Annotated in this window: 23 protein-coding genes; 12 read left to right on the top strand and 11 right to left on the bottom strand. The window is 70.3% G+C overall.

What is annotated here, in order from left to right; genetic code table 11:
- Positions 1-77: 77 nt before the first annotated feature.
- Positions 78-1,040 (top strand): YafY family protein, encoded by a 963-nt coding sequence (locus ACH49X_RS14935; protein ID WP_357205158.1) that lies wholly within the window; start codon positions 78-80, stop codon positions 1,038-1,040.
- A 112-nt stretch (positions 1,041-1,152) separates the two neighbouring features.
- Here ACH49X_RS14935 and ACH49X_RS14940 read toward each other — a convergent pair whose 3' ends face one another.
- The gene (locus tag ACH49X_RS14940) at positions 1,153-1,836 is read right to left on the bottom strand and encodes an SGNH/GDSL hydrolase family protein (protein WP_195077597.1); all 684 of its coding nucleotides are present in this window, start codon (positions 1,834-1,836) and stop codon (positions 1,153-1,155) included.
- Between the two features lie 8 nt (positions 1,837-1,844).
- Positions 1,845-3,257 (bottom strand): MFS transporter, encoded by a 1,413-nt coding sequence (locus tag ACH49X_RS14945; RefSeq protein WP_357205162.1) that lies wholly within the window; start codon positions 3,255-3,257, stop codon positions 1,845-1,847.
- Positions 3,258-3,360: 103 nt separating this feature from the next.
- On the opposite strand from ACH49X_RS14945, the gene ACH49X_RS14950 reads away from it, so the two are divergent.
- Positions 3,361-3,984 (top strand): TetR/AcrR family transcriptional regulator, encoded by a 624-nt coding sequence (locus tag ACH49X_RS14950; protein WP_195077599.1) that lies wholly within the window; start codon positions 3,361-3,363, stop codon positions 3,982-3,984.
- Between the two features lie 350 nt (positions 3,985-4,334).
- Here ACH49X_RS14950 and ACH49X_RS14955 read toward each other — a convergent pair whose 3' ends face one another.
- The 7 genes from ACH49X_RS14955 to ACH49X_RS14985 all read right to left on the bottom strand — a co-directional run bounded on the left by ACH49X_RS14955 (position 4,335) and on the right by ACH49X_RS14985 (position 10,953).
- Positions 4,335-5,021, bottom strand: coding sequence for a hypothetical protein (locus ACH49X_RS14955; RefSeq protein ID WP_195077600.1), 687 nt, complete (start codon positions 5,019-5,021; stop codon positions 4,335-4,337).
- Between the two features lie 91 nt (positions 5,022-5,112).
- Positions 5,113-5,967 (bottom strand): sirohydrochlorin chelatase, encoded by an 855-nt coding sequence (locus tag ACH49X_RS14960; RefSeq protein ID WP_195077601.1) that lies wholly within the window; start codon positions 5,965-5,967, stop codon positions 5,113-5,115.
- A 1-nt stretch (position 5,968) separates the two neighbouring features.
- Positions 5,969-7,264, bottom strand: coding sequence for a sulfate adenylyltransferase subunit 1 (locus ACH49X_RS14965; RefSeq protein WP_195077602.1), 1,296 nt, complete (start codon positions 7,262-7,264; stop codon positions 5,969-5,971).
- 1 nt (position 7,265) lies between these two features.
- On the bottom strand, positions 7,266-8,198 hold the full coding sequence (gene cysD, locus ACH49X_RS14970; protein ID WP_357205165.1) for a sulfate adenylyltransferase subunit CysD: 933 nt from the start codon (positions 8,196-8,198) through the stop codon (positions 7,266-7,268).
- Positions 8,195-8,935, bottom strand: coding sequence for a phosphoadenylyl-sulfate reductase (locus ACH49X_RS14975; RefSeq protein WP_195077604.1), 741 nt, complete (start codon positions 8,933-8,935; stop codon positions 8,195-8,197). The genes cysD and ACH49X_RS14975 overlap by 4 nt, the downstream gene beginning before the upstream one ends.
- The gene (locus tag ACH49X_RS14980; protein ID WP_357104612.1) at positions 8,932-10,737 is read right to left on the bottom strand and encodes a nitrite/sulfite reductase; all 1,806 of its coding nucleotides are present in this window, start codon (positions 10,735-10,737) and stop codon (positions 8,932-8,934) included. The genes ACH49X_RS14975 and ACH49X_RS14980 overlap by 4 nt, the downstream gene beginning before the upstream one ends.
- A gap of 123 nt (positions 10,738-10,860) precedes the next feature.
- On the bottom strand, positions 10,861-10,953 hold the full coding sequence (locus ACH49X_RS14985) for an Ms4527A family Cys-rich leader peptide (RefSeq protein WP_350356343.1): 93 nt from the start codon (positions 10,951-10,953) through the stop codon (positions 10,861-10,863).
- Between the two features lie 213 nt (positions 10,954-11,166).
- Between ACH49X_RS14985 and ACH49X_RS14990 the strand changes: the two genes are divergently transcribed.
- From ACH49X_RS14990 to ACH49X_RS15000, 3 genes are all read left to right on the top strand, one after another.
- Positions 11,167-11,574 (top strand): SgcJ/EcaC family oxidoreductase, encoded by a 408-nt coding sequence (locus ACH49X_RS14990; protein WP_357205168.1) that lies wholly within the window; start codon positions 11,167-11,169, stop codon positions 11,572-11,574.
- A 185-nt stretch (positions 11,575-11,759) separates the two neighbouring features.
- Positions 11,760-12,923: a radical SAM family heme chaperone HemW gene (hemW, locus tag ACH49X_RS14995; protein WP_323123956.1), complete on the top strand. Its 1,164-nt coding sequence runs from the start codon at positions 11,760-11,762 to the stop codon at positions 12,921-12,923.
- A 152-nt stretch (positions 12,924-13,075) separates the two neighbouring features.
- On the top strand, positions 13,076-13,285 hold the full coding sequence (locus ACH49X_RS15000) for a hypothetical protein (protein ID WP_195077607.1): 210 nt from the start codon (positions 13,076-13,078) through the stop codon (positions 13,283-13,285).
- Between the two features lie 3 nt (positions 13,286-13,288).
- Here the strand turns inward: ACH49X_RS15000 and ACH49X_RS15005 are convergent, their stop codons facing one another.
- Positions 13,289-14,254 carry a helix-turn-helix domain-containing protein gene (locus ACH49X_RS15005; protein WP_357205171.1) on the bottom strand — a complete coding sequence of 322 codons (966 nt, stop codon included), beginning with the start codon at positions 14,252-14,254 and terminating at the stop codon, positions 13,289-13,291.
- Positions 14,255-14,451: 197 nt separating this feature from the next.
- Here ACH49X_RS15005 and ACH49X_RS15010 point away from each other — a divergent pair, with 197 nt between their 5' ends.
- The 5 genes from ACH49X_RS15010 (at position 14,452) to ACH49X_RS15030 (ending at position 19,324) form a co-directional block, all read left to right on the top strand.
- Complete coding sequence (locus ACH49X_RS15010; protein ID WP_195077609.1) at positions 14,452-15,273, top strand: alpha/beta fold hydrolase; 822 nt, start codon at positions 14,452-14,454, stop codon at positions 15,271-15,273.
- Between the two features lie 14 nt (positions 15,274-15,287).
- Entirely contained in the window at positions 15,288-16,091 is an 804-nt protein-coding gene (locus tag ACH49X_RS15015) for an alpha/beta fold hydrolase (RefSeq protein ID WP_195077610.1), read from the top strand.
- Positions 16,092-16,260: 169 nt separating this feature from the next.
- Positions 16,261-17,292, top strand: coding sequence for a heat-inducible transcriptional repressor HrcA (hrcA, locus tag ACH49X_RS15020; protein WP_195077611.1), 1,032 nt, complete (start codon positions 16,261-16,263; stop codon positions 17,290-17,292).
- 139 nt (positions 17,293-17,431) lie between these two features.
- Positions 17,432-18,583, top strand: a complete 1,152-nt coding sequence (gene dnaJ, locus ACH49X_RS15025) for a molecular chaperone DnaJ (protein ID WP_195077612.1) — start codon at positions 17,432-17,434, stop codon at positions 18,581-18,583.
- Positions 18,584-19,324 (top strand): 16S rRNA (uracil(1498)-N(3))-methyltransferase, encoded by a 741-nt coding sequence (locus ACH49X_RS15030; RefSeq protein WP_357205174.1) that lies wholly within the window; start codon positions 18,584-18,586, stop codon positions 19,322-19,324.
- Positions 19,325-19,360: 36 nt separating this feature from the next.
- Here the strand turns inward: ACH49X_RS15030 and ACH49X_RS15035 are convergent, their stop codons facing one another.
- Positions 19,361-20,614: an MFS transporter gene (locus tag ACH49X_RS15035; RefSeq protein WP_357205177.1), complete on the bottom strand. Its 1,254-nt coding sequence runs from the start codon at positions 20,612-20,614 to the stop codon at positions 19,361-19,363.
- 99 nt (positions 20,615-20,713) lie between these two features.
- Between ACH49X_RS15035 and ACH49X_RS15040 the strand changes: the two genes are divergently transcribed.
- Together ACH49X_RS15040 and ACH49X_RS15045 are read left to right on the top strand one after the other, a co-directional pair.
- Positions 20,714-21,616, top strand: coding sequence for a LysR family transcriptional regulator (locus ACH49X_RS15040; RefSeq protein ID WP_357104622.1), 903 nt, complete (start codon positions 20,714-20,716; stop codon positions 21,614-21,616).
- A 151-nt stretch (positions 21,617-21,767) separates the two neighbouring features.
- On the top strand, positions 21,768-22,829 hold the full coding sequence (locus ACH49X_RS15045) for a PhoH family protein (protein ID WP_195077925.1): 1,062 nt from the start codon (positions 21,768-21,770) through the stop codon (positions 22,827-22,829).
- The last annotated feature ends 55 nt before the right edge of the window (positions 22,830-22,884 follow it).

The raw sequence follows: 22,884 nt of genomic DNA on the forward strand, positions 1-22,884 counted from the left end.
TTCGGTTGTGGTCGTGCACCCATCATCCGAGGCAAAGTGCGCACCGAATGAGCACTTTCAGCGGCAGAATCGTGCCCATGCGAGCGGACAGGTTGGTGGCGATCCTGCTGATGATGCAGACCCGAGGGCGGGTGACGGCCGCGCAGGTCGCGTCGGAGCTGGAGACATCGGTCGCGACCGCCCGCCGTGATCTCGAGGCCCTGTCGGCCGCCGGGGTGCCGGTGTACCCGCAGCCGGGTCGCGGCGGCGGCTGGTCGCTGGTGGGTGGAGCGCGCACCGATCTGAGCGGCCTGACGGCGGGCGAGGCGCGGGCATTGTTCCTCCTGGCCGGCCCCTCGGCGGGCGCGGTGCCGGAGGCCAAGTCGGCGCTGCGCAAGCTGGTGCGTGCGCTGCCGCACACCTTCCGCGGCGAGGCGGAGGCGGCGGCCGACGCCGTGGTGATCGACCCGGCGCGCTGGGGTGCGACCGATCGCGAACTCCCGCCCCTGGTTTCGCGGCTGCAACGCGCTGTGGTGCAGCGCGAGAAGGTACGCCTGCGTTATGCGAACCGGACCGGGGAACGATCCGAGCGTCTGGTCGATCCGTGGGGCCTGGCCGACAAGGACGGTGTCTGGTATCTGATCGCCGGAACCGAACGGGGGCAGCGGACCTTCCGCGTCGATCGGATCTCCGAGGCGTCGCTCACCGGTGAAGCAGCCCAGCGCCCAATGGATTTCGATCTGGCCGACGCTTGGGGCCGGGTGGTGGAGGAGATGGAGCAGCGGCGCGCGACCACCGCCGCCACCGTGTTGATCGCCGAGCGCCTGTTGCCGATCCTGCGCGACCAGCAGGGCCGCAACTGCCTCGTGGACGGACCGGTTCCCGACGGCCGCGTCCAGGTCCGCGTCACCGCTCCCACCGCCTGGATGCTGGCCCAGCAGCTGGCAGGCTGGGGCGGCGCGATCGAGGTCACCGACCCGCCCGAGGTACGCGCCGAACTGGCCCGCCTCGGCTCCGAACTGCTCGAACGATACGGACCGGACCATTCGCCCACCCCGTGACGTGTCCCGCGTAGTGGATACCGGCATCCCGGAGCGCGGCAGCTGTTTCGAGTCACCGTTCGAACGTGGTGGAGGCAACCGTCGGCGGCGGCCTCCGCCACATCCGGCTCGGTCAGCGTGACACGAGCGCGTGACCGGCCAGGGTGCGCACCATGTCGGAGGCGAGGACGGCGTGACCGCTCATGCTGAAGTGGATGAGGTCGGCGCTCATCAGGTCGGGCCGCAGGCGCAGGGGGTGGTCCCAGAGTTCCAGCAGCAGCGCGTCGTAGCGGGCGGCCAATTCGCGGACCAGGTCGTTGAGCGCGGCCATCCGGTCGCGCATCGGACGCATCGGGGCCATGCGTTCGACTTCCCAGACGTCGGCGAGGGTGAAGGTCACGATCTGCGCTCCGGTGCGGGCCAGCGTCCCGAACAGTGTGTCGAGGTTGGTCCGCAACCCGTCGAGGTCGCCGCCCGGCAGGAACAGGTCGTTGCCGCCGCAGGTGAGATGAACCAGGTCGGGCTGGAATTCGAGCACCGACGGCAACTGTTCGGCGATGACCTGGGCGGATGTCGCGCCGATCCGGCCGGTGTTCAGGTAGGCCAGGTCCGGGCGGACCGAAGTGAGCACGGCCGCGACCCGGTCGGCCCAGCCGACGGGTTCGTACCCCGGGCTCGGATCGCCGACGCCCTGCGCGATGGAATCGCCGAGCACCGCGTAGCGCCGCCACGGGGCGTCGGCGAGCAGACGTCGCTGTTCCGCAGGGGGCAGCAGTAGAGGATCGTTCACTTCGGTGCGAATGTGGTTGTCGCTCACGTGTTTTCCTAGTTGTCCGGTGAAGGGGACGGCGTGCGGGCCGGTAGTGCGGCGAGGCAGGCGGCCACGGCGGCGATGCCGGCGCACACGGCGAAGACGGTGTGGAACGCGCCGAGCGGATCGTCGGGACGTGCCGCGAACACGGCGGCGAGCACGGCCACGCCGAGCGCGCCACCCACCTGCCGAGCTGTGAGATTCATGCCGGTGCCCGCGGCGAACTGCTGCGGCGGGAGGGCGCCCGCCGCCGCGGTGCCCAATACCGTGACGACGAACCCGATGCCGCCACCGCCGAGCACACCGGCCGGAATCCACGCCGACCACAAGGCGGGGGTGGCGCCGAAGGCGTCCGTGCTCATCCACACGGTGCATGCCGCGAACATGAGCGCACCGAGCACGCCGAGCCACCGCCTGGCCGTGGGGGAGCCGACCCGGCCCGCGACGGTCGCCGTCACCATCGACGCGACCGCTCCGATGGTCATCGCGCCCGCGGAGCCGAGCACCGAGTAGTCCCAGATCGCGTCCAGGAACAGCGGTCCCGACAGCAGCCAGGCGAACATGGCCGCGCCGAAGACGAACGACGTGGCGTTGGCCAGCGCGTACGGCTTGCTGCGCCACAGGTCGACGGCGATCGCGGGCTCGTGGTGCCGCGCGGAACGGACGAGGGCGGCAACGACCAGCAGCCCGCCGCCGATCAGAGCGGTCAGCGTCCCCACCGAGGTCCACCCCCAGCGCTGCCCTTCGGTGACGCCCGCGACCAGCCCGCCCAGCCCGAGCGCCACCGCCACGGTGCCGAGCGGATCCGGCAGCGCGCCGCCGGAAAGACGGTCGTCCCGGGCCGGAATGCGCGCCGCAGCGACGATGAGCAACAGGGCCACCGGAACGTTGATGACGAACACCGCCCGCCAGTCGAATCCCTCGACCAGCGCGCCACCGAGCGCGGGACCGACCACCGCGGCGAATCCACCCGCGGCCGACCAGGCCCCGATGGCCGCCCCGATCTTCTCCCGCGGTGTGGCGGCCAGGACCAAGCCGAGTGCGGAGGGCACCATCAGCGCCGCGGTGCCGCCTTGCAGCACCCGGCCCGCGATGAGCCACCCTGCGGTCGGCGCGAGAGCGCACAGCAGGGACGTGACGGCGAAACCGGCGAGCGCGCCGAGGAACAGCCTGCGGCGGCCGAGGGCGTCGGCGAGACGTCCGGCCGGGGTGAGCAATGCGGCGAAGGCGACCGCGTATCCGCTGACGACCCAGGTCAGCGTGGCGGTGGCCGTGCCGGGGTAGTCCCGCGCGATCGAGGGGAAGGCGATATTGACGACCGAGAGGTCGAGGAAGGCGATGAAGGCCGCACCGCAGGCGATCAGCAAGGTGCGCGTGGCCGCGGTCGCGGTCGGTGGGCTGGTGAGCCGCACGGACGCGTCGGTCATGGGAAGTCCTTAGAAGCGTGGGAAACAAAACGCACGATCGTTCGTTCACTTAAAGTACGACCATACGTTCGTATGTGCAACAGCGAAGTGGAAGAATGACCTCATGACCGAGTCCGTTGTCGCGGGTAGCCGGGCGCGCGAGTCCGATCAGCGTCTGGCCAAGGGCGCTCGCGCCCGGGCGTCGATCGCTCGGCGCGCCGCCGACGTGGCCTCCGTCGAGGGCCTCAACGGCATCAGCATCGGCCGCTTGGCCGCGGATCTCGGGGTCAGCAAGAGCGGCATCGCCACCCTCTTCGGCAGCAAGGAGAGTTTGCAGCTGGCGGCGGTGCGGTGCGCGCGGCAGGTCTTCATCGACGAGGTGATCACGCCGAGCCTGAGCGAGCCCGCCGGGCTACCGCGCCTGCGTGCCCTGGTCGAGCGCTGGTTCGGGCAGGTGGCCGACCCGGCGTTTCCCGGCGGGTGCTTCCGCGTCGCGACGCTCGCCGAGTTCGACAGCAGGCCGGGCCCGGTGCGCGACGCCATCGCCGAAGACCGCCGGGACTGGCTGGCGTTTCTGGTCGAGGAGATTCGCCGCGCCCAGGAGCAAGGACATTTCGACGGCAGATCCGCCGACGCCGTCGCCTTCCACTTGGACGCGGTGATCGCCGCCGCGCACACCGCACGGCAGATGGGTGACGAGCCGGGCGTGACCACTGCCCGAGCCATCGTCGACGACCTGCTGCGCTGAGCCGCTACGGCGTTCCGTGGCCGCCGCAGGGACCCGGGGCGCTGTCACCCGGCCGGCGTGGGAAATCAGTGGCTCGATGGGCGCGACGGCGTTGCCGTCGAACCAGGCAGGCAATGGGAATCAGTGTTCTCGACGGCCGCGACGGCGTCGTGATCGACCCGGCGAAATGGCGAGGACGGTGATCACCGGCGCGCTGTCGTGGCGGATCATGCCGACCTCGTCGCAGAAGTGCCGGGCACGAGCGCGCTGGCATATCCGGGGCGAACGGCCGGTTCGTCGACAGTCAGCGGATGCGCAGGTCCGGGTCTCTTGCCTGGCCGCGTATTCGCTCCTGCGCCGTGGCCGGACCGTCAGTCACCCGGCGAGCCGTGGACCAGGTAATCGAGGTAGGAGCCGGGAATCGGGCACATTTCCACTCCTTCGGCGTCCACGATGTGGGGCCGGATGGTGCCGGTGGGGGTGATCTCGGGGCTTTCGATCAGCACCGTCGTCGTGGCCGGAAGGGCGAAGAACTGCACCGCGAAGGGCATGGCGGTGGCCAGTTCGAGCAGCGTGGTGTAGTACGACGCGCGGTGGGCGTGGTCTTCGAAGCACTCCACCGACCAGCCGGAGAACTCCGGGTCGTCGGTTTCGGCGCGGGCCAGTACGAGCACCGGTGATTCGAGCCCGCACGACGAGACGACGGCCTGCTGGTCCTCGCCGGGGAAATCCAGACGATCGGCCAGACCGACACCGGCCGCGACTTCGCGCTGGTACCACACGTCGCGCAGGGTGCGGTCCACCTGCTCGGCCCAGGTCTGGGCATCGGTGCGTTCGGCGAGCCCCAGCGTGCCGTCGGCGCGGCCGCGTACCCGCACGAGATTCCAGCCCACCCGGATCGTCTCGCCGGGTTGGTAGCGGGTGCCCGCCGCGACGGTGGACTCCAGATACGACAGCAGCCAGTTCTCCATTCCCGGCAGCCGCGGCTCGGTGAAGAGGACGGTGAACTCGGGATGTCCGTGGCTGGCGCAGGAGGTGGTGCGGAAGGACTCGGCCATGCCACCGTTCCTAGCACGCGGCGGTGGCGCCGGGACGCTCGCGTCGTCGTCGCGGAATCCGGGGCGGTGTCGCGCCGGCCGGGACGCCCGGTCAGGCCGAGAGCGCGCGGGTTTCCGCGATCGCTGCGTGGTAGCGATCGAGGATGACCTCGGTGAGGGCCGGATGCGCGCCGAGCACGTCGGCGTGGACGGCCTCCGGCGCAGCCTGGATGAGGCGATCGGTCAGCAATCCTGGCGCGAGGAACCAGGGAGCGACCAGCACATGGTCCGCGCCGTGAGCGCGCAGTCGCGAAACAGCCTCCGGGACTGCGGGCTCGGTGGTCGCGAAGCAGATTTCGGTGCGCCACCCGGTGCGCGCGGCCAAACGGGCGGCCACCTCGGCGGTCCTGGCGTTGGCCGCCGCCGACGACGATCCGACCGCCGCGACCGCGACGCCGCGACGCCGATCCGAGAGGCCGTGCGCGGCGGCGACGACACGGTCGTGCAGCGCGCCGATCAGTGCGGCGTCCACGCCCAGCACGTCGGCCTGGGTCAGGCGCAAACCGAAATGGCGAGCGCGGGCAGCGGCGAGCAGGCCCGGCAGATCGACCCTGGCATGGAAGGCGCTGCCGAGCAGCAACGGCGTCACCACCGCATGCGTGTGCCCGTCGGCGGCGACGGCATCGACGACCTGTTCCACCGACGGGGCGGTGAGATCGAGGAACGCCGTCCGGACGTCCAGATCCGGCCGGGCGGCGGCGACGGCGTCGACCACCGCCGCGACGGTCGCGGCCGATCGCGGATCGCGGCTGCCGTGGGCCACGGCGATCAGCGCGGGCGGTCCGGCCGGGCTCGTGTCGAGCGCGGGCGGATGGCCGCCGCGGGAAGTCGCGCAGTCCGGACGGCCCGCCGGGGCGATCGCGCCCAGGACCGGCGGGGCGCCGAACGGGACTCGCGACACGGCCATGTCAGGCTCCGGTGCCGACCTCGACGGCGGTCAGCACGTCGCCGACCAGACCGGCCGCCAGCGTGTTGCCGCCCGCCGGATCGATCAGCAGGAAGCTGCCGGTGTGCCGGTTGAGCCGGTAGTCGTCGGCCGCGATCGGCTCGGCGACCCGCACCGAGATGCGCCCGATGTCGTTGAGCTCCAGCGACTCCGGGTTCGGATCGGCCGCCAGGCGCTGTTCGTCGAAACGCTCCAGCAACGTGCCGACGATCGCCTGGGTGGTGCGGGTGCCGTGCTTGAGCAGCAGCCGCGCGCCGGGACGCAGCGGCTTGTCGCCCAGCCAGCACACGGTGGCGTCGAAGGTGTCGATCGGTTCCGGCGCGTCGGTGGCCGAGGCGATGATGTCGCCGCGGGAGATGTCGACCTCGTCGGACAGGATCAGCGTGACGCTGCGGCCTGCCTGCGCCACCGCCAGTTCGCCGTCGGGGGTGTCGATCCGCTCCACGGTCGTGCGGATGCCGGAAGGCAGCACCACGACCTCGTCGCCGGGAGCGACCGCGCCCGCGGCGATCTGTCCGGCGTAGCCGCGGTAGTCCGGGTATTCGGCGGTGCGCGGCCGGATCACGTACTGCACGGGGAACCGCAGGCCCAGCTCGTGGTTGCCGGTGCTGTCGGCGTCGACCGGCACCGATTCCAGGTGCTCGATCAGCGACGGACCGTCGTAGTACGGAGTGTTGTCCGACCGGGTGGCGATGTTGTCGCCGTGCAGCGCCGAGACCGGGATCTCCAGCACGTCCTCACTCGACCAGCCCAGCCTGCTGGTGAGTTCGGTGAACTCCGCGGAGATGGCGGCGAACACGCTCGCGGCGTCGTCGACCAGGTCGATCTTGTTCACCGCCAGCACCAGCTTCGGCACCCCGAGCAGCGCGAGCACGGCCGCGTGCCTGCGGGTCTGCTCGATGACGCCCTTGCGCGCGTCGACGAGCAGGATCACCAGCTGCGCGGTGGACGCGCCGGACACGGTGTTGCGGGTGTACTGCACGTGCCCCGGGGTGTCCGCGAGCACGAAAGAGCGGCGCGGAGTGGCGAAGTAGCGGTAGGCGACATCGATGGTGATGCCCTGCTCGCGTTCCGCGCGCAACCCGTCCACGAGCAGCGAGAGATCCGGGGTGGCGAGACCTTTGTCCACCGACGCGCGGGTGACGGCGTCGATCTGGTCGGCCAGAACGGATTTCGTGTCGTAGAGCAGGCGTCCGACCAGAGTGGACTTGCCGTCGTCGACAGAACCGGCGGTGGCCAGCCTCAATAGGTCGGACATGTCAGAAATAACCCTCTCGTTTGCGGTCTTCCATCGCGGCTTCGGAGACGCGGTCGTCGCCGCGGGTCGCACCACGTTCGGTCAGTCGGGACGCGGCGACCTCGGCGAGGATCGCCTCGTTGTCGGCGGCGTCGGAAAGGACGGCGCCGGTGGAGGATCCGTCGCCGACGGTGCGGTAGCGCACCGATCTGGTCTCCAGCACCTCGCCCTCGCGCGGGCCGCCCCACACGCCAGGCGTCATCCACATGCCGTCGCGCAGGTACACCGGACGCTCGTGCGCGTAATAGATGCTCGCCAGGTCGATGTCCTCGCGGGCGATGTAGCGCCAGATGTCCAGCTCGGTCCAGTTGCTCAGCGGGAACACCCGCACGTGCTCGCCCGGCGCGTGGCGGCCGTTGTACAGATTCCACAGCTCGGGGCGCTGCCGCTTCGGGTCCCACTGGCCGAAGGCGTTGCGCAGCGAGAAGATCCGCTCCTTGGCGCGCGAGCGCTCCTCGTCGCGGCGGCCGCCGCCGAACACGGCGTCGAACCGGTGCTCGCTGATCGCGTCCAGCAGCGGAACGGTCTGCAGCGGGTTGCGGATGCCGTCGGGGCGCTCGCTGAGCCTGCCGTCGGCCAGATAGTCCTCCACCTTCGCCACGTGCAGGCGCAGGCCGTAGCGCTCGACCACCTTGTCCCGGAACTCCAGCACCTCGGGCAGGTTGTGCCCGGTGTCGACGTGCAGCAGCGCGAACGGCAGCGGCGCCGGCCAGAACGCCTTGAGCGCCAGATGCAGCAGCACGGTGGAGTCCTTGCCGCCGGAGAACAGGATCACCGGCCGCTCGAACTCGCCCGCCACCTCGCGGAAGATGTGGATCGCCTCGGATTCCAGCGCGGCGAGAGTGTCGAAATCGGTGATGCCGAGCGAACGTTCGCTTCGAATGGTCTCGGTCATGATTGGTGCAACCCGCATTCGGTCTTGGCGAGGCCGGCCCAACGGCCGCTTCGCGGATCGGATCCCGGCTCCGGCTTCCGTGTGCACGGAGCGCAGCCGATGGACGGATACCCTTCCTCCACCAGGGGATTGACGAGGATGCCGTGCTTTTCGATGTAGTCCTGCATCTCGTCGTCGGACCACGGCGCGATCGGGTTGATCTTCACCAGTCCGAACGCCTCGTCGAACGAGATCAGCGGCGCGTTCGCCCGCGTCGGCGCCTCCACCCTGCGGATGCCCGTGACCCAGGCGTTGTAGCCCGCGAGCGACTTCCGCAACGGGACGACCTTGCGCAACCGGCAGCACTCGTTCGGCTCGCGGGCGAACAGATCCTTGCCCAGCAGCCGGTCCTGTTCGGCCACGGTGTGCTCCGGCTGGACGTTGACCACGTTCACCCCGTACACCGCCTCCACCGCGTCCCTGGTGCCGATGGTCTCCGCGAAGTGGTAGCCGGTGTCCAGGAACAGCACGTCGACGCCGGGGCGCACGCCCGCGGCCAGGTGCACCAGCACGCCGTCCTGCATGTTGGAGGCCACGATGTAGTTCGGGCCGAAGGTGTCCTCTGTCCACCGCAGGAGTTCGGTCGCGGAGGCGCCGTCGAGTTCGGCGGCGCCGCGCGCGGCGATGGCGCGGAGCTCGTCCTCGGACAGCTTTTCCGCGAGTTCGGTTGTCACAATTGATCTCCCGTCGACACTCATCTCAGGTCGGCCTCGTCGGCGCGGACCGCCCACTGGGCGAACCGTTCGCCGTCCGTACGCTGCTTGACGAAGTTGCGCACCACCCGGTCGATGTAGTCGCCGAGTTCGCCGGTGGTGACCTTGTGCTGGCGCAGCTTGCGCCCGAACGCGCTGTCGAAGCCGAGGCTGCCGCCGAGGTGAACCTGGAAGCCCTCCACCTGATTCCCGGCGCCGTCGTCGACCAGCTGGCCCTTGAACCCGATGTCGGCGATCTGCGAGCGCGCGCAGGAGTTCGGGCAGCCGTTGATGTTGATCGTGATCGGGACATCCAGCTGCGCGTTGATATCCGCCAGCCGTTCCTCCAGCTCCGGCACCAGCGCCTGGGAGCGCTTGCGCGTCTCGGCGAAGGACAGCTTGCAGAACTCGATGCCGGTGCAGGCCATCAGGTTGCGCCGCCACAGTGAGGGCCGCGCCTGCAGCCCGAGCGGTTCGAGCTCGTCGATCAGCGCGTCGACCCGGTCGTCGGGCACGTCGAGCACGATCAGTTTCTGGTACGGGGTGAACCGGACGCGATCGGAGCCGATCCGCTCCACCGCGTCGGCGACCTTGGTCAGGACGGTGCCCGACACCCGGCCCGCGATGGGGGAGAAGCCGACGGCGTTGAGCCCGTTGCGCAGCCGCTGCACGCCGACGTGGTCGATCGGCTTGGTCGGCTGCTCGGGCGCGGGACCGTCGATGAGCTTGCGCTTCAGGTACTCGTCTTCCAGCACCTGGCGGAACTTCTCGATGCCCCAGTCCTTGATCAGGAACTTCAGGCGCGCCTTGGTGCGCAGGCGGCGGTAGCCGTAGTCGCGGAAGATCGACACGACGGCTTCCCACACATCCGGCACCTCCTCCAGCGGCACCCACACGCCCACCCGCTTGGCGAGCATCGGGTTCGTGGACAGGCCGCCGCCGACCCACAGGTCCAGGCCGGGGCCGTGCTCGGGATGCACGACGCCGATGAACGCCACGTCGTTGATCTCGTGCACCACGTCCTGCTGGCCGGAGATGGCGGTCTTGAACTTGCGCGGCAGGTTGGAGTACTCCTTCTTGCCGATGTAGCGGCGCACGATCTCCTCGATCGCGGGAGTCGGGTCGATGACCTCGTTCAGCGACTCGCCCGCCAGCGGGGACCCGAGCACAACGCGCGGGCAGTCGCCGCACGCCTCGGTGGTCTTCAGGCCGACCGCCTCGATCCGCTTCCAGATCTCGGGGACGTTCTCCACCTCGATCCAGTGGTACTGCACGTTCTCCCGGTCGGACAGGTCCGCGGTGTCCCTGGCGAACTCGGTGGAGATCTGGCCGAGCGTGCGCAGCTGCGCGAGGTTCAGCGCGCCGCCGTCGCAGCGGACGCGCATCATGAAGTACTTGGCCTCGAGCAGGTCGATGTTCTCGTCACCGGTCCAGCTGCCGTCGTAGCCCTGCTCGCGCTGGGTGTACAGGCCCCACCAGCGGAACCGGCCGCGCAGGTCGCCCTTGTCGATGCCGTCGAAGCCGGTCTTGGCGTAGATGTTCTCGATCCTGGCCCGGACGTTGAGCGGGTTGTCGTCCTTCTTGGACTGCTCGTTCGGGTTCAGCGGCTCGCGGTAACCCAGCGCCCACTGACCCTCGGCCTTGCGGCGCACGGGCTTGCCGGTGCGCGCGCGCGGTCCGGTCGTGGTCGCCTCCGGACGCGGCCGATCCGGGCGCACCCGGCGTTCGGAGGCCGGGCGCACGCGGCGCTCCGGCTGGGATTCGGGCGTGGGCTGATCGGTCGGACCGGCGTCGGTGCTCGACGTCATGGGGTCGCTCCTGCGGGGTGGGTGGTACATCCTGCTGAGGGCGCGAGGGGCTGACTCACGCCTGCGGTGTCAGCGGGCCGATGAAGTCGGGATCGCCGGGGACCCGGGATCTGGCGCGCTGAGCTACCGGAGAGAACCGGGCAGACAGCAGGCGCTACAGACGCGCTTGTAATCGACGTGGCGACGGGCCACCAGTCGAATCTCCAAAGCGCGCATGCGGCCTATTGTGCCACGTCAGCGATGGCCTTCCGACCCCGTGTCCAGTATTTCCCGCGATTCAGCGGGAAATCCCCTGGACGCTCGACCCAGTTTGTGACGGCAGTCATAGTTCCCGGGCCGAACCAGGCGCGTGATACGGCCACCGCGCCGGGTGTGATGCTGCGCACCGCGCTTGACCTCGAGTGAAGTGGAGGTTGCACGCTCGGTGCCATGAGTACCGCAGCTGCCGACACCACCGCCGAACTCGAAGCCATCCGCGCGGTGGTCGCGAGCGTGCAACACGCCCAGCGCAACGAGCTGGTCGACGAATTCGTCGCGCTGTTCCGCGCGGACGCGATCTGGACCACCGGGCACGGCCACCGCCTCTACGGACGGGCGGCAATCGCCGAGTTCACCGCCCGCGTGCTGCCGGGGGCCACCGCGCACGGCACGGCGACCTACGAGGTGGAGCACGTGCTGTTCATCCGCCCGGACGTGGCGGCGGTGAAGGTGCGCCAGCGCTATTTCACCGCCGACGGCGTGCTGGACAGCGAAGGCAGCCCGATGTACGTCATGTCCAAGGAGGACGGCCGGTGGTTGCTCACGGCGAACCAGAACACCCCGGTCGTGGCCGACTGAACCCGATCACCGCCGGCCTGTGCCCGACGCTCGGCCGCCGCGCTCCGAATGGACGTCGCGTTCGGTGAGCCTGGGGGTCTCGTGCGTAGCGGAGTCCCGGGCGTCGGCGCGGTCGCGGCGACGTTCACACTGGACAGGTGAGTTCTTCCGCCGCCGCCACCGCGAGCACCGACACCACCACCCCGGTGCTACGCGACTTCGGCGACGGCCCGTTCGGGATCTACGTGCACGTGCCGTTCTGCGCCACCCGGTGCGGTTACTGCGACTTCAACACCTACACCGCGGGCGAACTCGGCAGCTCGGCCTCGCCGCAGTCGTGGCTGACGGCGTTGCGCGGGGAACTGGCTACCGCGGCCACGCAGTTCGCGGCGCTGCCCACCGCGACACCGGAAGTGTCCACCGTCTTCGTCGGCGGCGGCACGCCCTCGCTGCTCGGCGGTGACGGGCTCGCCGCCGTGCTGGACGCCGTGCGCGCCGAGTTCACCCTCGCCGCCGGGGCGGAGGTCACCACGGAGTCCAATCCCGAATCCACCTCGCCGGAATTCTTCGAGCGCATCCGCGCCGCCGGGTTCACCAGGGTGTCGCTCGGCATGCAGTCCGCCGCGGCCCACGTGCTGAAGGTGCTCGACCGCACGCACACCCCCGGCCGCGCGGTGGCCGCAGCGCTGGAGGCGCGGGCGGCGGGATTCGAGCACGTCAACCTCGATCTGATCTACGGGACGCCGGGCGAGCGCGACGCCGATCTGGACGCCAGCCTGGACGCGGTGCTCGGCGCGGGCGTCGATCACGTCTCGGCCTATTCGCTGATCGTGGAGGACGGCACCGCGCTGGCCCGGCGGGTGCGCCGCGGCGAGTTGCCCGCGCCCGACGACGACGTGCTCGCCGCCCGCTACGAGCGCATCGACGCGCGACTGCGCGCGGCGGGATTCGGCTGGTACGAGGTGTCCAACTGGGCCATTGGCGACGCGGCGGTCTGCAGGCACAACCTCGGCTACTGGGACGGCGGCGACTGGCTCGGCGCGGGGCCGGGCGCCCACAGTCACGTCGGCGGCGTGCGGTGGTGGAACGTGAAGCACCCCGCCCGGTACGCCGATCGCGTCGGCGGGGGCGGGCTGCCCGCCGCGGGCTGGGAGGCGCTGAGCGCGGACGAGCGATACACCGAGCGGGTCATGCTGGCCGTCCGGCTGCGCACCGGCCTGCCGCTGGCGGAGCTGGACGCCTCCGCGCTCGCCGCCGTCGAGCGCGTGGTCGCCGACGGCCTCGCCCTGCGCACCCCGGACGACCGGCTCGTGCTCACCGACCGCGGCCGTCTGCTCGCCGACGGTGTCGTCCGCGACCTGCTCGACTGATACACGAGTGGCACATGACGGAGCCCGATCGCGAGTGACCCTCGACCATGCGCCGGATCACGGTCCGGGCAAGGCGGTGGAGTTTATGTCTCGTTCGAGTAACACGGCGACCACCGGCCGCGTAGTCTGCGACCAACCCCCCAAGGAGACTCATGGCCTCGGCACCACACTTCACCCTCATCCATGAACCGGGCGAGTTCGCGGAGGCGCGAGCAGCGGAGAAGGCGCAGAACGCGCGCCAGTGCGCCGTCGCCGCCCGCACCGTCGCCAGCTACGCGGAGAACGCCGCGGACTGCGAGTCGCTGCTGGCGATGCTCGGTCTCGACGCCCTCGCGGGCAAGCAGGCGAAGGCCTGCGACTGACCGTTACGGCTCGTCCCGGCCCAGGGCGCTGCTGCGCCATTCCCGGGGTGAGAGCCCATAGGCGGCGCGAAAGCGCCGGGCGAAATGCGACGGATCGCGGAAGCCCCAGCGGCGCGCGATCATCGCGATCGTCCGGTGCTTGTGGTCCGGCCGGGTGAGTTCGCCGCGCACCTGCTCCAGCCGCTGGCCGATGATCCACTGTTCGAGGCGGTAGTCGGTGTTCGCGCAGATCTTGTAGAGCTGCCGGACCGACATGTTGTGCGCCTTGGCGATCCGGTCCGCCCCGAGCTCGGGATCGGCCAGGTTGCGCCGGACGTAAGCGCGGATCCGGGACAGCAGGACGTCGGACGGCACGACGGAACCGTTGCCGTCGTCCGCGCCCGCCGACAACAGCAGTCCCCGGATCAGCTCGATGCTGGCGCAGCCCGACAGCGCCGCCGCAGGGTCGGCGCTGAGCGCGTCGGCGTCGGCGGTCAGCTGGACGATGTGGTTGGCCACCAGCCGGTAGTGCGGGCTGTCCTGCACCCTGGCCGCGGCCTGACGGATCAGATCGGCGGGCAGGCCGAGTTGATCGAGCGGTACCCGTAGGCAGGTCGACGCGCCGTCGCCGCGCCAACCGAAGTCATAGGGCGCGTTCAGGTCCATGACGTGCAGATCGCCGGGTCGCAGGACGCGCAGGACGCCGCCCTGCTCGCACCGTCCGTCGCCCGCCTGCTGCACCGCGACCGCCAGCACCGGCGCGGGGGAGGCCCGCACCTGCTTCAGCGTCCGGATCAGCTGGATGCCCGAGGTGCTGGCGCGCACGACGCTCGCCGCGCCGAACCGCCACACGTCGAAGGTGGCGTGCACACGTTCGTCCGGCCCGTCCAGCACGACATGGGACGGGACCGATGTCTCCTGCGCCGCCGCGGCCACCGCGGCCGCCCGCTCGTGCGGCGCGATGGTGTCCGAATCGAACACGACCGTCATCACAGCCTCCGTCGCAAATGAGACAGATTCGGCAATCCTCGCACGGAACCTGCCGACGGGGCCGTGCATTCTGAGCCGAAGATCGTGCACGCACAGTCGCTTTTCCGGCGGGCGCCCGTCATACGCTGTCGGACGGCGCTCGCTCGAGATCGATTCCCGGTTCGGCCGATCATCCGTCCAGATCGAAGGGAACTGCCATGCCGACGATCACCACCACCGATGGCGTCGAGATCTACTACAAGGACTGGGGCGCCGGGCGTCCGGTGGTGTTCAGCCACGGCTGGCCGCTCAACGGCGATGCCTGGGACAACCAGATGAAGTTGGTGGCGGCCAACGGCTATCGCGCCATCGCGCACGATCGGCGCGCGCACGGCCGCTCCAGCGACGTGTGGGACGGACACGACATGGACCACTACGCCGACGACCTCGCCGCGGTGCTCAACGAGCTGGACGTCGAGGACGCGACGCTGGTGGGGCACTCGACCGGCGGCGGCGAGGTGACCAGGTACCTGTCCCGGCACGGCACGTCGCGGGTCGCCAAGGCGGTGCTGCTCGGCGCGGTGCCTCCGTTGATGCTGAAGACCGGGAGCAATCCGGAAGGGACGCCGATCGAGGCGTTCGACGACATCCGCGCGGGCGTGGCCGCCGATCGTTCGCAGTTCTGGAAGGATCTGTCGGTCCCGTTCTACGGCGCCAACCGCGCGGGAGCGAAGGTGTCGCAAGGGCTGCGCGACCACTTCTGGCTGATGGGCATGCAGGTGGGGCTCGCGGGCGCGTTCGACTGCGTCAAGGCGTTCTCCGAGACCGATTTCACCGCCGAGCTGCCGAACATCGATATTCCGGTGCTGGTCGCGCACGGCGACGACGACCAGATCGTGCCGTTGGCCGCCGCGGGCGTCAAGACCGCGAAATTGCTGCCGCGGGCCCAGTTGAAGGTGTATCCCGGCGCCCCGCACGGCCTGTGCGGGGACTACGAGAAGGCGTTCGAAGCAGACCTGCTGGACTTCCTGAACAGCTGAGGAGCACACACCCGATGACGAACACTCGCCGTGTGCGCCGCGCCGTGGCCGCGCTCGCCCTCGCACTCGCCGCCGCCGTGTCGGCCGGACCCGCGCGGGCGCAAACGCTGCCCACCGTCGTGCTCGTGCACGGCGCCTTCGCCGACACCACCAGCTGGGACGGCGTCGCCGCCGTGCTGCGCGAGCGGGGCTACCGCGTGCTGACGCCGGAGAACCCGCTGCGCGGACCGGCCTACGACGCGGCCGCCGTGCAGCGCATGCTGGACACGATCAGCGGTCCCGTCGTGCTGGCCGGGCACTCCTACGGCGGCTTCGTGATCAGCAACATCCACGACCCGAAGGTCGAATCGCTGGTATACGTCGCGGCGTTCGCGCCGGTGGAGGGGGAAGTGGCGCAGGCGGCCCTTGACCCGATCCGCTTTCCCGGCAGCCGGCTGTGGCCGCCCGCGCTGCAGGTGAAGGTCGTCGACGATGCGACAGGGGTCGCGGGGAAGAACCTGGACGGCTACGTCGCGCCCGACAGCTTCAACGCCGTCTTCGCCCAGGACGTCGGTCCTGCGACCGCGGCGGACATGATCGCCCATCAGCACTCCATCGCGCTGAAGGCCAACCTCGAACCCTCCGGATCGCCTTCCTGGTCCGGGACGCCGAGCTGGTATCTGGTCTCGGCCGCCGACCGGGTCATCCCGCCGTCCGCACAGCGCTTCATGGCCCAGCGCATGTCGGCTCGCACCAGCGAGATCGACGCCTCGCACGCCTCGCTGGTCTCCAGGCCCGACGCCGTGGCCGCGGTGATCGACGCCGCCGTACCTCGCTGAGCGCGTTTCGTCCCGCCCTCCCGCGGTTACATTGCAGGCGAGCGATCCGGTTGCCGACAATTAGACTGGATCAACGGACGAACCGCGTTTCGCCTGCGATGCATGGCGGCCGCGGGACGTCGGCGCCGGATACGGCGGGACGGGAGACGAAAGCGAGGAGGTGCGGCCGATGTCGAGCACCGAGGATCGGCGCTTCGAGGTCCTGCGCGCCATCGTCGCGGACTATGTCGCGACCAAGGAGCCGATCGGGTCGAAGACGCTGGTCGAGCGACACAACCTGGGTGTTTCCAGCGCGACGGTGCGCAACGACATGGCGGTGCTGGAGGCGGAGGGTTACATCACCCAGCCGCACACGAGTTCCGGCCGCATCCCCACCGACAAGGGCTACCGGCAGTTCGTGGACCGGATCTCCGAGGTGAAACCGCTGTCGTCGGCGGAGCGCAGGGCGATCCTCGAGTTCCTCGAGTCCGGCGTCGACCTCGACGACGTGCTGCGCCGTGGCGTCCGCTTGCTGGCCCAGCTGACCAGGCAGGTCGCCGTGGTGCAGTACCCGACGGTGTCGGCGTCCACGGTGCGGCACATCGAGGTGGTCGCGCTCAATCCGGCCCGCCTGCTGCTGGTGGTGATCACCGACACCGGCCGGGTCGATCAGCGCTTGGTCGAACTCGGCGCGGTGATCGACGACGAGGATCTGGCCGCGCTGCGCGGCATGCTCGGCGGCGCGATGGACGGCAAGCGCTTGGCCGCGGCCTCCGCCGCGGTCGCCGAGTTGCCCGAGCACGCTCCGTTGCGCCTGCGCGACGTGCTGGTGCGGGTGTCGACGGTGCTGGTGGAGACCCTGGTGGAGCACCCGGAGGAGCGCTTGGTGCTCGGCGGCACCGCCAACCTCACCCGCAACGCCGCCGACTTCGGTTTCCCCGGCTCGCTGCGCGCGGTCCTGGAGGCGCTCGAGGAGCAGGTGATCGTGCTCAAACTGCTCGCCGCGGCCCAGCAACCGGGGACGGTGACGGTGCGCATCGGCGAGGAGACGCAGGTCGAGCAGATGCGCGGCACCTCCGTGGTGTCGACCGGCTACGGCGCGGCGGGCGCTGTACTCGGCGGTATGGGTGTGCTCGGGCCCACCCGGATGGACTACCCGGGCACGATCGCATCGGTGGCGGCCGTCGCCCGATACATCGGCGAGGTGCTCGCCGAGCGCTGACGCGCCGACGCCACTGCTACGCTCGATCCTTCGGCCGGATAAAGTTGAGTGCACAAGACTAATGCTGTTGTCGGCGCGCTTCGCACGCGGCGCGGGCACCGGCGGCACTGTCGAGAACGACCAAGGACTAGAGACTCAAGTGGCACGGGACTACTACGGACTGCTCGGCGTCGCGAAGAACGCGACCGACCAGGAGATCAAGCGGGCATACCGCAAGCTGGCGCGTGAGCTCCACCCCGACGTGAACCCCGACGAGGCGGCGCAGGCCAAGTTCAAGGAAGTGTCGACCGCCTACGAGGTGCTGTCGGATCCGGAGAAGCGGCGCATCGTCGACCTGGGCGGCGACCCGCTGGAATCCGGTGGTGGCGGGGCCGGATTCAACGGCGCCGGCTTCGGCGGGCTCGGCGACGTGTTCGAGGCGTTCTTCGGCGGCATGAGCGGATCGGCCAGCGCGCGCAAGCCGCGCGGTCGCGTCCAGCCCGGCGCCGATTCGCTGATCCGCACCAGGCTCAGCCTGGCCGAGTGCGCGGTGGGCGTGACCAAGCACCTGACCGTGGACACCGCGATCCTGTGCGACATCTGCCAGGGTTCCGGCACCAACGGCAAGTCCAAGCCGGTGCGCTGCGAAACCTGTGGCGGCGCGGGCGAGGTCCAGTCGGTGCAGCGGTCGTTCCTCGGCCAGGTGCTGACCTCGCGTCCGTGCCCCACCTGCCGTGGCGCGGGCGAGACCATCCCGGACCCGTGCCACAAGTGCGGTGGCGACGGGCGGGTGCGGGCGCGCCGCGAGATCGCGGCCCCGATTCCCGCGGGCGTCGCGAACGGCATGCGCGTGCGGCTGGCCGCGCAGGGCGAGGTCGGCCCCGGCGGCGGTCACGCGGGGGATCTGTACGTGGAGATCGTGGAGCAGCCGCACGACGTGTTCGTGCGCGACGGCGACGACCTGCACTGCACCATCCGGGTGCCGATGGTGGACGCGGCGCTGGGCACCACCGTCGTGATCGACACCATCCTGGACGGCCCCACCGAGCTGACCATTCCGGCGGGCACCCAGCCCGGTGAGATCTCGGTGCTGCGCGGTCACGGCATGCCGCGACTGCGCTCGAGCGCCCGCGGCGACCTGCTGGCGCATCTGGACATCGTGATCCCGTCCAAGCTGGACAGCAAGCAGACCGAACTGTTGCGCAAGTACAAGGGATTGCGCGAGCGGGAGCGCGCCGAGGTGATGTCGGCGCAGTCCGAGCACAACAGCGGCCTGTTCGCGCGGCTGCGCGCGTCCTTCAGCGGGCGCTAGGTGGCGGCGACGGTCTTCTACCTCGACGAGGTGCCCGAGCCGGGCGCGGTCGCGGTGCTCGACGGCCCCGAGGGCAGGCACGCCGCCACGGTGCGCCGCATCCGGGTCGGGGAGCCGATCACCCTCTCCGACGGGCGCGGGGTGCTGGCCGCCTCGGAAGTCGTTGCGGCGCAACGCGACCGGCTCGAGCTGGCGGTGCGCGATCGAGTGCTCGCGGACCCCCAGACGCCGCCGGTGACGGTCGTGCAGGCGCTGCCGAAGTCCGATCGATCGGAACTGGCGGTCGAGCTGATGACCGAGGCGGGCGCGGACGTGGTCGTTCCCTGGCAGGCCGCGCGCTGCGTCGCGAATTGGGAGGGCAAAGCGGCCAAGGGTGTGGAGAAGTGGCGCGCCGCCGCGCGCTCGGCCGCCCGTCAGTCCCGCCGGCCCTACATTCCGGATGTCGCCGACCTGCACCGGACGGCGGATGTGCTTGAGCTCGTGCGCGCGGCCAAAGGGCGCGGCGCGATCGTGGCGGCGCTGCACGAATCCGGCGCCGCCCGCTTCACCGCATTGCCGTTCGCCGACGCCACCGAGATCGTTCTGGTGGTGGGCCCGGAAGGCGGGCTGGACGACGCGGAACTCACGGCCTTGGCCGAGGCGGGCGCGGAGATCACCTTGCTCGGCCCGACCGTGCTGCGTACCTCCACGGCGGCAGCGGTCGCGCTGGGCGCGCTCGGTGCGTTGACGCCGCGCTGGTGAGGGTTTCGCGGCGCGGCCGGGAGTGTGCGTGCGATCTCAGACCTCGACAGGCGCCGCTTTCCCGGAGTCACCGGCGGCGGCGTTCACCGACACCGCACCGCGATGCGCCCGGTGCGATACCGCCAGCAGTAATGCCGCGATGACCATCAGCAGTCCGATACCGCCGACCAGTGCGAGCCACCCGGAGTGGGCGTAGGCGATGCCCGCCGTTCCGCCGACGAGCGCGCTGCCGAGGTAGTAGGCGAACAGATACAGCGACGACGCCGCGCCCCGGTTGCCTTCGGCCATCGCCCCCACCCACGCGCTCGCGGCGGTGTGCGCCCCGAAGAAACCGGCGGTGTAGAGCAAAACGCCGAGGATCACGGTGCCGATTTGGTCGGGGATGGTCACCACGAGACCGATCGCCATGACGATCAGCGACATCCCGAGCACCCAGGACCTGCCCACCCGATCCGTCAACCGGCCGGACGCCGCCGAGGCCGCCGTTCCGGCCAGATAGAGCACGAACACCAGTCCCGCCAGTGCCTCCGGCAGCTCGAACGGCGGGCTGGTCAGCCGGTAGCCGAGATAGTTGTACATCGAGACGAACCCGCCCATCAGCACGAACGCCAGCCCGAACAGCGCGAGCAAGCCGCGGTGGCGCAATTGGCTGCCGAGGTCGCCCAGCACCGTCCGGATTCCGGCGGGGCGCGCGACGAAGCCCCGCGATGGCGGCAGCCACCGGACGAACCAGACGGTGCAGGCCGCGGCCGCGATCGAGGCCGCCGCCTGCGCCCATCGCCAAGACGCCAGATCCAACGTGAACGCCGGAATCAGCCGCCCGGCCAGCCCGCCGATGGTGGTGCCTGCCACGTAGATGCCCATCGCGGCGCCCAACCCTTCCCCGCCGATCTCCTCGGCCAGATAGGCCATCGCGACCGCGGGCACACCGGCCAGCGCGATGCCCTGCACCGCGCGTCCGGCCAGCAGGACCTCCAGCGAGGGACTCAGCGGCAGCAGCAGTCCGATCACCGCCGCGGTGACGGCGGAACCGATCATCACCTTGGTCCGGCCGATCCGCGACGACAGCGCGCTCACCGGAATGATCGCCAGCGCGAGGAAGCCGGTCGTGAGCGACACCGCCAGCGCCGCGCGTGCGGGCGTCGCGCCGAACGCCGCCGACAGGCTCGGCAGCAGTGCCTGGGCGCTGTACATGGAGGCGAAGGTGGTCAGACCGGCGGCGAACAACGCGATCGTGATCCTGCGTTCGTGGGCGATGTCCCTGGCCGCTTCGATTCGTCTGGTGGTCATGGCTCCTCCTTTCATCCAGCATCACCAGCCCGTTTTCCGGAAGGAAATGAATAATGAAAGGCAAGTTGATTCCCTGAATGCATATAGCGAGGTCGGACTGTGCTGGGTGAGGATCTGGAGTGGTTCACGACACTCGCCGAACTCGAGCGGGTCGGCGCCGCCGCCGAGCGACTGCACCTGGCGCAGCCGACGCTGTCGCGCATGCTGGCCCGCTTGGAGCGCCGGGTGGGCGCCCAACTGTTCGACCGGCACGGAAAGCGGATCGTCCTCAACGAGTACGGCCGCATCTACTACGAGCACGCCCGCCGCGCGCAATCCGAGCTGGACGCGGCGACACAGGCCCTCGCCGATCGGGTCAACCCGTCCAGGGGCGTCGTGCGGCTGTCGTTCCAGCACTCCTTCGGCGGCTCGCTGGTGCCGCAGCTGATCAGCGGCTTCCGGCGCGTGTCCGGCCGGATCACGATCACGCTGTGGCAGGGAGCGGCCGAGGCGGTGACCGAGCGGGTCCTCGCCGGTGACGCCGATCTGGGCATCGTCTCGCCCCGTCCCGCCGTCGCGGGCGTCGGCTGGCGCGCCGTGCTGCGTCAGCCGCTGGTCCTGGCGGTGCCGCAGGAACACCGGTTGGCCGGACGACGGCAGGTTCGCCTCGCCGAGGTGGCCGACGCGGAGTTCGTCACCATGCACCACGGCTTCGGGATGCGGCGCATCTTCGACGAACTGTGCGCCGCCGCGGACATCCGGCCCCGGATCGCGTTCGAATCCAGCGATCTGGTCACGGTGGCGGGACTGGTCTCGGCGGGGCTGGGGGTGGCGATCCTGCCCCGAGAGGACCCGCTGTCCGCCGGGCCGCTGTCGGGACCGGTGACGGTGCCGCTGGCGGACGCGGGCGCGGCTCGGGCGGTCGGGCTGATCTGGCCCGCGGCGACCACGCCACCCGACGCGGTGCGACGCTTTCGTGATTTCACCGAGGATTGGGCGCGCCGACGTGGGGGAATCCCGTGAGCGGCCGATTCCGCTCGCGGCTTATTCACTGGGCGGTGTCGGTGGTGCGGGTTAAACTTGCTCCATACCGCAGTCGAGACCGGAAAGCAGGCTATAGCCACTTTTGAGAACACAAGGCGAGATCGGCGACCCCACCACCCCAGCGGCAGGCATCGGCGCCGGCGACAACGGTTCGGGTCCCGCAGCGCGCACCGTGCGCTCGAGTATCGAACTCGCTCCCGAATCCGTGTTCCCCTTCCTCGGTTCGGCCGACCAGAACCTTCGTGAACTGGAAACGCTGCTCGACGCGGACATCCACGTCCGCGGAAACTCCGTCACCCTCACCGGCAAGGCGGCCGACGTCGCGCTCGCCGAGCGGGTCATCGAGCAGTTGGTCGCGCTCACCGGCCGCAACCGCGTGGTGACCCCCGAGGCGGTGCGCCACACCGTGTCGATGCTCACCGAGGGGTCCAGCGAGTCCCCCGCGGAGGTGCTCAGCCTGGACATCCTGTCCCGGCGCGGCAAGACCATCCGGCCCAAGACGCTGAACCAGAAACGCTACGTCGACGCGATCGACGCCAACACCATCGTGTTCGGCATCGGACCCGCCGGTACCGGCAAGACCTATCTGGCGATGGCCAAAGCGGTCCAGGCGTTGCAGACCAAGCAGGTCAACCGGATCATCCTCACCCGTCCCGCGGTCGAGGCGGGGGAGCGGCTCGGCTTCCTGCCCGGCACGCTGAACGAGAAGATCGATCCGTACCTGCGCCCGCTCTACGACGCGCTGCACGACATGATGGACCCGGAGGCCATTCCCAAGCTGATGGCGGCCGGTGTCATCGAGGTCGCGCCGCTGGCCTACATGCGCGGACGCACCCTGAACGACTCGTTCATCATCCTCGACGAGGCGCAGAACACCACCGCCGAGCAGATGAAGATGTTCCTCACCCGTCTCGGATTCGGCTCGAAGATCGTGGTGACCGGCGACGTGACCCAGGTCGATCTGCCGACCGGCGCCCGGTCCGGTCTGCGCGCGGCCAGCGAGATCCTCACCGAGATCGAAGACATCCACTTCGCGGAGCTGACCAGCAGCGACGTGGTCCGCCACCGGCTGGTCTCCGACATCGTCGACGCCTACGACCGCTTCGAGGCCCAGTCCCGTCCGCAGGTCGCCCCGCATTACGGCGGCAACCGCGCACAGCGCCGCGCGGCGAGCCGGGCCGACCGGCGCTGACTCGTCTCGCCGGGCGGGGCTCCGCTCCGCCGACGCGATCGACGGGATCGTAGGC

Origin of the sequence: Nocardia sp. NPDC019323 (assembly GCF_044389845.1) — a bacterium.
In the GTDB taxonomy this organism is placed as follows: Bacteria; Actinomycetota; Actinomycetes; order Mycobacteriales; family Mycobacteriaceae; genus Nocardia; species Nocardia implantans.

Coding starts and splice junctions, on each gene's coding strand:
- ACH49X_RS14965 (WP_195077602.1), bottom strand. CDS start 7,264: ATGTCCGACCTATTGAGGCTGGCCACCGCCGGTTCTGTCGACGACGGC.
- cysD (WP_357205165.1), bottom strand. CDS start 8,198: ATGACCGAGACCATTCGAAGCGAACGTTCGCTCGGCATCACCGATTTC.
- ACH49X_RS15005 (WP_357205171.1), bottom strand. CDS start 14,254: ATGACGGTCGTGTTCGATTCGGACACCATCGCGCCGCACGAGCGGGCG.
- ACH49X_RS14980 (WP_357104612.1), bottom strand. CDS start 10,737: ATGACGTCGAGCACCGACGCCGGTCCGACCGATCAGCCCACGCCCGAA.
- ACH49X_RS14960 (WP_195077601.1), bottom strand. CDS start 5,967: ATGGCCGTGTCGCGAGTCCCGTTCGGCGCCCCGCCGGTCCTGGGCGCG.
- ACH49X_RS14935 (WP_357205158.1), top strand. CDS start 78: ATGCGAGCGGACAGGTTGGTGGCGATCCTGCTGATGATGCAGACCCGA.
- ACH49X_RS14990 (WP_357205168.1), top strand. CDS start 11,167: ATGAGTACCGCAGCTGCCGACACCACCGCCGAACTCGAAGCCATCCGC.
- ACH49X_RS15010 (WP_195077609.1), top strand. CDS start 14,452: ATGCCGACGATCACCACCACCGATGGCGTCGAGATCTACTACAAGGAC.
- ACH49X_RS14985 (WP_350356343.1), bottom strand. CDS start 10,953: ATGCGCGCTTTGGAGATTCGACTGGTGGCCCGTCGCCACGTCGATTAC.
- ACH49X_RS14975 (WP_195077604.1), bottom strand. CDS start 8,935: ATGAGTGTCGACGGGAGATCAATTGTGACAACCGAACTCGCGGAAAAG.
- ACH49X_RS14955 (WP_195077600.1), bottom strand. CDS start 5,021: ATGGCCGAGTCCTTCCGCACCACCTCCTGCGCCAGCCACGGACATCCC.
- ACH49X_RS15015 (WP_195077610.1), top strand. CDS start 15,288: ATGACGAACACTCGCCGTGTGCGCCGCGCCGTGGCCGCGCTCGCCCTC.
- ACH49X_RS15000 (WP_195077607.1), top strand. CDS start 13,076: ATGGCCTCGGCACCACACTTCACCCTCATCCATGAACCGGGCGAGTTC.
- ACH49X_RS14950 (WP_195077599.1), top strand. CDS start 3,361: ATGACCGAGTCCGTTGTCGCGGGTAGCCGGGCGCGCGAGTCCGATCAG.
- ACH49X_RS14945 (WP_357205162.1), bottom strand. CDS start 3,257: ATGACCGACGCGTCCGTGCGGCTCACCAGCCCACCGACCGCGACCGCG.
- ACH49X_RS15035 (WP_357205177.1), bottom strand. CDS start 20,614: ATGACCACCAGACGAATCGAAGCGGCCAGGGACATCGCCCACGAACGC.
- hrcA (WP_195077611.1), top strand. CDS start 16,261: ATGTCGAGCACCGAGGATCGGCGCTTCGAGGTCCTGCGCGCCATCGTC.